The organism is Centipeda noxia ATCC 43541 (assembly GCF_000160555.1).
GTDB lineage: Bacteria > Bacillota > Negativicutes > Selenomonadales > Selenomonadaceae > Centipeda > Centipeda noxia.
Window position 1 is genome coordinate 174,641 of record NZ_GG749279.1, and the last position, 7,515, is coordinate 182,155.

Sequence of the window (7,515 nt, forward strand, 5' to 3'; positions counted from 1 at the left end):
CCCGAGACGGCAGTGCAGAACGCACTTTTCTCAGCGGAGCTTTCTCTTGACGGGAACTGTCGTCCGATCAGCGGCATTCTCCCGATGGCGATTGCGGCGCGGGAACATGGTCTCACAGAGTTTTACGTTGCGCCGTCTAATGCAGACGAGGCACTCCTCATTGATGGGCTGAAGGTCTATGCGGTCGAGAATCTGGCGCAGCTTGTGCGTCATTTGACAGGGGCAGAAACACTGACTCCCGCTGAGCCACAAGCAACAGAACAGAAAAAGGACGCTGCGTTTACCGATGACTTTGCGGACGTACAGGGGCAGTATCAGGCGAAACGTGCGCTTGAGATTGCGGCAGCAGGAGGGCACAATGTCCTCATGGTTGGCGTTCCCGGCTCGGGCAAGACGATGCTGGCACGTCGGATGCCTTCGATTCTGCCGGAGCTGACAAAGGAAGAAGCCATTGAGATCACAAAGATTTACAGCATCTCGGGACTGCTCGGCAAGGATACGGGGCTTGTGACGACGCGCCCCTTCCGCAGTCCGCATCATACGTCCTCGACGGTGGCGATGATCGGCGGAGGCAGTATTCCGCGTCCGGGCGAGGTGACGCTTGCGCATCATGGCGTGCTCTTTCTGGATGAGCTGCCGGAGTTCAGCAAGAAGACACTTGAGGTGCTGCGTGAGCCGATTGAGGATCGCCAGATTACAGTGTCGCGTGCGAACGCAACGCTGACGTTTCCCTCTAGTATCATTTTGGTAGCCGCAATGAACAACGCTGAATCCATATTGATACGAGGTAAATGCTCCTAGGATGACATTATAAAGATAGAAACGGATCATAAATAAGGGGAGCTAAAAAGGATATAATCAGGAAAGTCGTTTTTCATTTCCTTCAAACATCCTTATAGAAATCAAAAAATTATCTTTACGTTAAATTATTACTACTGGAATAACTACAACGCAGTGTCATTCCTAGGGAATAGCTTCAGTTTTAGGACCTTTGTTCTGTTTGTGCCATAGTTTTGATTATTGTATAATAAAATCAATAATAGAAGCGAATGAGGCGAGAATTTATGAACCGTCAGATCTGTTGCGCTGTACTTTGTACGTTGGCGTTGTCAGGAATAGCAAATTACGCCTACGCTGCACCGGGGGATGACAGCCGGCAGGAACAGTTGGATGAGGCGCGGCGGCAGGAGGCCGAGCGGGAAGCACGCCGCCGCGAGCCGTCGGTGCATCTGACTCCCGGAGACGTCGGGGCGCAGCCGGTGGAGACGTCACCGGGCGGGCAGACCTTTCTCATTCGCGAAATCACGCTGCGCGGCTCCGGTGACAAGTGGAGCTTCCTCACCCGTATCACGAAACGGTACGAAGGCAGAAAAATGGACCTAAGCGCCGTCAACAACATACTGCGCGAACTCAATCAAAAGCTGCTGGCACGCGGCTATGTCACCACACGCGTCACCCTGCCCGAACAGAACCTCAAGGACGGTAGCCTTATGCTCGACCTTCGGATCGGATACATGGGAGAGATAAAGTACGCCGAGGGCAGTCCGCACATCCCGTGGCGAAATTCTTTTCCCATACGAAAAGGCGACGTTCTAAACCTACGCGCCCTTGAGCAGGGCGTTGAGCAGATGCACAAAGTATCGTCGCAGCGCGTTGACATCCGCCTCATCCCCTCCGACAGGGAAGGGTACAGCGACGTAGAGCTCAACGTGCAGCGCGGGAGGAACGTCTTTGGCATCCTCTCCGTCGACAACTCAGGACTTGAAGCTACGGGGAAAATACAGACGGGATTTACGCTCGGCATCGACAGCCCCACGGGGGCGAGCGATCTCCTGCGTCTCGGATTTGACCTGGACGGTGCCCATGACGGCTATCGGAGGGGGACGCGCGGCAAGAACTTTTACTATGCCCTCCCGCTCGGCTACGATACCCTCTCGCTCTCGCACTATCGGAGCGATTACCGGCAGACCGTGCACGTGCGGCCGTATCCATTCGTCAGCGGCGGCGCCTCGCGCACGACCAGGCTAACGTGGAATCGGGTTCTATCTCGGACGCAGACCGGAAAAACGGCGCTTGAAGTGAGTATCCGAAAGAGAGATTCGGAGCAGCGCATCAACGGCGTGCGCATCCCCATCCAAGACAAGGAGATGACCTCCTTAGAGTTCGGCATCACCCAAAAGCAAAACATCGGCAGCGTGCAGATCTTTGGCCGGCTGTCGCACCGCATGGGCGTCGATTGGTTCGGCGCACAGAGAGAAAACACACATCCGGACGCTCCAAAATCCAGATATCATATGTGGCTGCTCGACCTCGACTACCAAAAGCCCATCCTGATGGGAAAGCGCCGGGGTTCCTTTACCTCCTCCCTTCACGGACAGTGGACTACAGGCGGAGCGAGACTCTACAGCACAGACATGGTGAGCATCGGCGGACGTTATACCGTGCGAGGCTTTGATGGAGAACTCACCCTCACGGGGGAGAGCGGCTGGTACTGGCGTAATGAGATTGCCGCATACTTCAAAGAACTCGACGCGAGTCTCTATATCGGCCTCGATCTCGGCATGATCTACGGCCCGAGCGTAGAGACACAGTTCGGGCACAGCCTCATGGGAACCGTGCTCGGCGTGCGCGGCGCCATCGCAAAGGACCTCACCTATGACCTCTTCATCGCCGCACCGATCCGGCGTCCCCACGGCTTTCCCGCCGACCGCATGACCACCGGATTTCGTGCCGCAGTGCAGTTTTAAGTGTTAGAATGACAGAGAGGATAGAGACCATGAAACGTAAGAACCTACTCGCAAAACGCATCGCGGCCTATCTGACGCTCGGGATGTTCACATTTCAGCAGATCAGTTTCGCGGCGGCCGTGCCCGACGCGGCGGCGCCCGAAGAGCGGCGCCCGATCGTAACGCAGGCTGAAAACGGCGTCCCCGTCGTCAACATCGCAACAACGAACGGTGCCGGCGTCTCCCTCAACGAATACAGCGAACTCAGCATCGATCCCGCAGGACTCATCCTCAACAACGGCTATACCATTTCCAAAACCGAACTTGCGGGATGGATCGACCGCAACCCGAACCTCGCCTACGGCCCCGCACAGATCATCGTCAACCAGGTGACGGGCCCAGGCATCACCAACATGAACGGCTTCCTCGAAGTCGCAGGATCAAAGGCCGACGTCGTCATTGCGAACGAAAACGGCATTCGCGTGAGTGGCGGCGGGTTCATCAATACCGATCGGGCGATCCTCACCACGGGGCGTCCAGAGTTTGGAAGAGACGGTTCCCTTGACCGCATTCGCGTCACCGAGGGAGCCGTTTCCTTTGAGGGGAAAGGAATCGACGCCCGCGGAGCGAGCAGCCTCGAAGTCCTCACCCGTGCAGAGCGCATCAACGCCGACATCTTCGCCAATCACACAACGCACATCGGCGGCGCAAACGACGTCTCCTATGACAGCCTCGCAGCCGCACCGATCGAAGGAACCGGCGAAAAGCCGACCGTCACGCTCGACGTTGCGGCCGTCGGCGGCATGTACGCGAACAAGATTCGCCTCGTCGGCACAGAAAAGGGCCTCGGCGTCAACATGGGCGGCAAGCTCATTGCCACCGAGGCCGCCGCCATCGACGCAGACGGCACCGTCCACGTCACGGGACTCTTGAGTAGCGGTGGGAGCGTAGCGGCAGATGCCGGGAAGATACAGCTCGACGAAGGCGGCCGCATCTACGGCAACGACATCGCCATCAAAGCGGACACCCTCGTCAATCAGCGGAACGAAGCGCTAGAGCAGAAACTTCAACAAGAAGTCGCCCTTCTCAAAGAGAAATCCGACGCCCTCGATGCCATCGTCCGGCAGGACGTCACGCAGCTGCGCAGCGCAAGAGCACAGCGCAGGTATCAGCTGGATATCAAGGCCGCAACAGCAGCCTACGAGCAGCAGAAAGAAATCACCGAAACCGCACGCACAGCACTCGAAAAGCGCCGCGCAGGCGCCGTTGCTGCACGCAAGAACCTCAGCGTAGAAGCGGGAGAGATCAAAAACAGCGCCGACAGCATCCTCTACAGCGGCAGCGACATGACGCTCAATGCAAAAGATGCCGTCATGAACAGCGGTGCACGCATCGAGAGCGGCGGCAATATGCACATTACCGCACCGATCGTTCGGAACGAGAACGGCGCGTTTTCCGTGCAGCGCGTCGTCAGCCCTCTGCGGAGCAATCCCCTGCGCATCCGCATCGACGAACCCGGCAACCCTGAACAGGGACAGACCTTCGACGCCGGAGAATTCGACAAACTCTATAACGGATACGGCGCCTACCATCAAGGAAATCCGGATAAATTCCAGCTGTGCACCTTCATCCATACGCAGACCCAGAGCTCAGAGAACGTCATCCGCATGACAAACGCGGGCGTCATCGAGAGCGGCGGGAACCTTACCATCCAAGGAAACCTCAAAAACGACAACAGCCAAGTCGTCGCGGGCAAACATCTCAACGTCACCGGAACGATAGAGAACATTGCCGCCGAGACCGATCCAAGGACCATTACATTCGGCTATACACGAGCAAGCTATACCGAACGGAGGAGTTTTTGGCATCCAGGACACATACGCAAATTCCACGGCGCCGTCTTCATGACCCCGCAGGTAGAAGAGGGTCAGCCGCATTCCCTCGGCATTGCTACCCTTGGCGATGAAAATGACGTTACCCTCCCGACTCGCAGGAATGTGAATAGCTTCCTTGATCCCTTCTCCATCGATAAGACCGCGCAGGAGCTCCTGCACCTCGGCGACGGCATCACAACGCTCAAGGATCCGGGCGCACTCTTTCGGCTCCATCCGGAATCTGGAGCAAAGTATCTCATAGAGACCGATCCCGCCTTTACCGATAAGAACAGATTCCTCTCCTCGGACTACATGCTCGAGCAGCTCAAGTGGAACCCCGATGCCGTGCAGAAACGCCTCGGCGACGGATTCTACGAGCGCCGGCTGATCATCGATCAGATATTGCAGCACACAGGAAGTATCCTTCCCGATGGATACGAGAATAACGATGACGCGATCCAGGCGCTCATGGATGCGGGCGTCGCAGCTGCCAAAGACCTGCAGCTCACCCCGGGCATCGCCCTCTCCAAAGAACAGATCGCAAAGCTCAAGAGCGACATCGTCTGGATCGAAGAACGCGAAGTAGAAGTGGGCGGCATCCGTCAGAAAGTCCTCGTGCCGCACGTCTACTTCACATCGACGAAGGGACTCACACTCAGTCCCGACGGGAGCATCATCAGCGCAAAGAATATTTCTATCAACAGTACGGAAAACGTCCGGAACGCAGGACTGATGTTTGGCAAAGAAGACGTTCGCGTGGATGCGAAGACCTTTACCAACGAGGGAGATATCTATGCGGGGACAGCATCCGTCAAAACGAGCGGCGACATCCGTCAAAACGGCGGCATCACCGCAGAAAGAAAAGCAGAACTCATTGCTGGAGGAAGTATCTCCTCCAAGAACGACATCGAGCATCTCGCCCATCAGGACGTCGCTCGTCGTATGGCAGGCATCTCAGTCACAGGAGATAGCGGCACACTGACGCTTGACGCCCAAAAGAACATAGACCTCAAGGGGGCGACTCTCTCAGCGGCAGGAAAGAACGGCATCGTCGAGCTAAACGCAGGAGAAAGCATTCACCTAACGACCGACACCCTCTCCGCAGATAAAGACATGACCCTGAATGGAGACAACTATCTCCGTACCAAGCGGAGCACAGAGCTCGGCACAACCATCAAAGCGGGCGGCGACGTCTCCCTCACCGCGGGAGAGGACATTGACGCGCGCGCCGCCTACATCCGCAGCGACGAAGGGAACGTCAATCTCAAGGCAGACAAAGACATCTCCCTCACCGCGGGCAGAGAAATTGCAAATGACGCCTACGGGATCAAGTACAAAGCCCAAGGGCTTCTTTCAAGTACCACAACCGCCGTCCGAACCCGCCGGGAGAGCGAGCATGCCGTAGGAACGACGATCAGCGGGAAGAACGTCGACATCTCGGCGGATAACGACATCGAACTCAAAGCCGCGAACATCGCCGCGGACGAGAACGTCTCGGTGGGGGCGAAAGGCGCCGTCAGCCTCACTCCCGAAGCGCAGAGAGACATCTCCGAGAACTATAAGAGCGTCAAGAAATCCGGCATCATGGGACAGGGATTCGGCGTCTTCATCGGGAGCAAGAAGACCACCGACACCTACGAAGGAGACGCCCTCACACAGCGGGGAACGATCATTGCGGCAAAAGGAAGCGTCAACATCGCGGCCGATAAAGACGCGCATCTCGCCAACGCCGCACTCTACGCAGGCAAGGAGGCAAGCATCACCGCCGCTGGCGTTCAGCTTGACGGCAAAGACAACGTCGTCAAGGAAAAGTATACCCATGAAGTATCGCAGTCGGGACTTTCCGTCAGCATCAGCAATCCTGCGATCGATGCTTTCAACACCTTCATCGCGGCGCCGATCCGCCGCATGGGACAGGTAGAAGATAATCGCCTCAAAGCGCTCTATGCGTGGAAGGCAGGCAAAGAACTCTATAACCTTGGCAACGGCATCCGTGAACTTGCGAAATTTAGAAAACGGCTCAGTCCCGAAGACCGCGCAGCATTTGATAAGGAACTGGTGAACCCGAAGAACCTATTCAGCCTCAATATCGGCTTCGGCAGCTCGCACTCATCGAGTACAACGGAGATCCTCTCGCACGAGAACACAGGCAGCAAAATAGAGGCCGGCACCGACCTCTCCCTTCGTGCGCGCGAAACCGACATCTCTATGACGGGAGGCGCACTCCGGGGGAACAACGTCAATCTCGAGGCCAAGAAGAACATTGACCTCCGTGCCGCGGAGAATATCACGCATACCGTGACCAAAGAACGCTCGAGCTCCGCAGGCGTCAGCGTCACCTATAGCTTCGCGGGCGGCATCACAGACGTCGGCATTCACGCCGACCGTGCAAGCAGTACCGGCATCGGCGACCGCACGACCTATACTCCCGCGCTTGTGCAGGCAAAAGAAAAACTCTCCATGACCTCGGGCGCGGATACCGATATCATCGGATCGCAGGCATCGGGCAGGAAAGTTGAGATGCGCGTCGGCGGCAATCTGAATATCGAGAGCCTGCAGGAAAAAGACGACTACAGAGAAAAGAACTCCTCGTCGGGCTTTAACATCAGCGCATCCGTAACCGGCGGGAAGATCAATGCCAAAGATCCCGACATCGGCGCCTCCTACAGCAGAGGGAAGATCGACTCCCGCTGGAAGAGCGTCACGGGACAGGCGGGCATCTATGCGGGTGCAGACGGCTTCGACATCCACGCAGAGAAGAACACCGACCTCAAGGGCGCCGTTATCGCAAGCGAAGCGTCTCCCGAAAAGAACAAACTCACGACGGGAACCCTTACCTATGACAATATAGAGAACAGCGCCTCCTACAGCGCAGGCAGTAAGGGAGTCTCCTACCGTAAATTCGCAAACGGCGT

The 7,515-nt window shown here is 56.8% G+C and carries 3 protein-coding genes; all 3 read left to right on the forward strand.

What is annotated here, in order from left to right:
• A partial coding sequence (locus HMPREF7545_RS02295; RefSeq protein WP_006694059.1) for a YifB family Mg chelatase-like AAA ATPase occupies window positions 1-801 on the forward strand: 801 nt, incomplete at its 5' end.
• Between the two features lie 263 nt (window positions 802-1,064).
• On the forward strand, window positions 1,065-2,747 hold the full coding sequence (locus HMPREF7545_RS02300) for a ShlB/FhaC/HecB family hemolysin secretion/activation protein (RefSeq protein WP_040571140.1): 1,683 nt from the start codon (window positions 1,065-1,067) through the stop codon (window positions 2,745-2,747).
• A 29-nt stretch (window positions 2,748-2,776) separates the two neighbouring features.
• Window positions 2,777-7,515: hemagglutinin repeat-containing protein (locus tag HMPREF7545_RS02305; RefSeq protein ID WP_050752675.1), on the forward strand; the 4,739-nt coding region annotated here is incomplete at its 3' end.

Bases quoted from the DNA above. Each gene is read 5' to 3' on its own strand.
- HMPREF7545_RS02300 (WP_040571140.1), top strand. From the start codon at position 1,065: ATGAACCGTCAGATCTGTTGCGCTGTACTTTGTACGTTGGCGTTGTCA.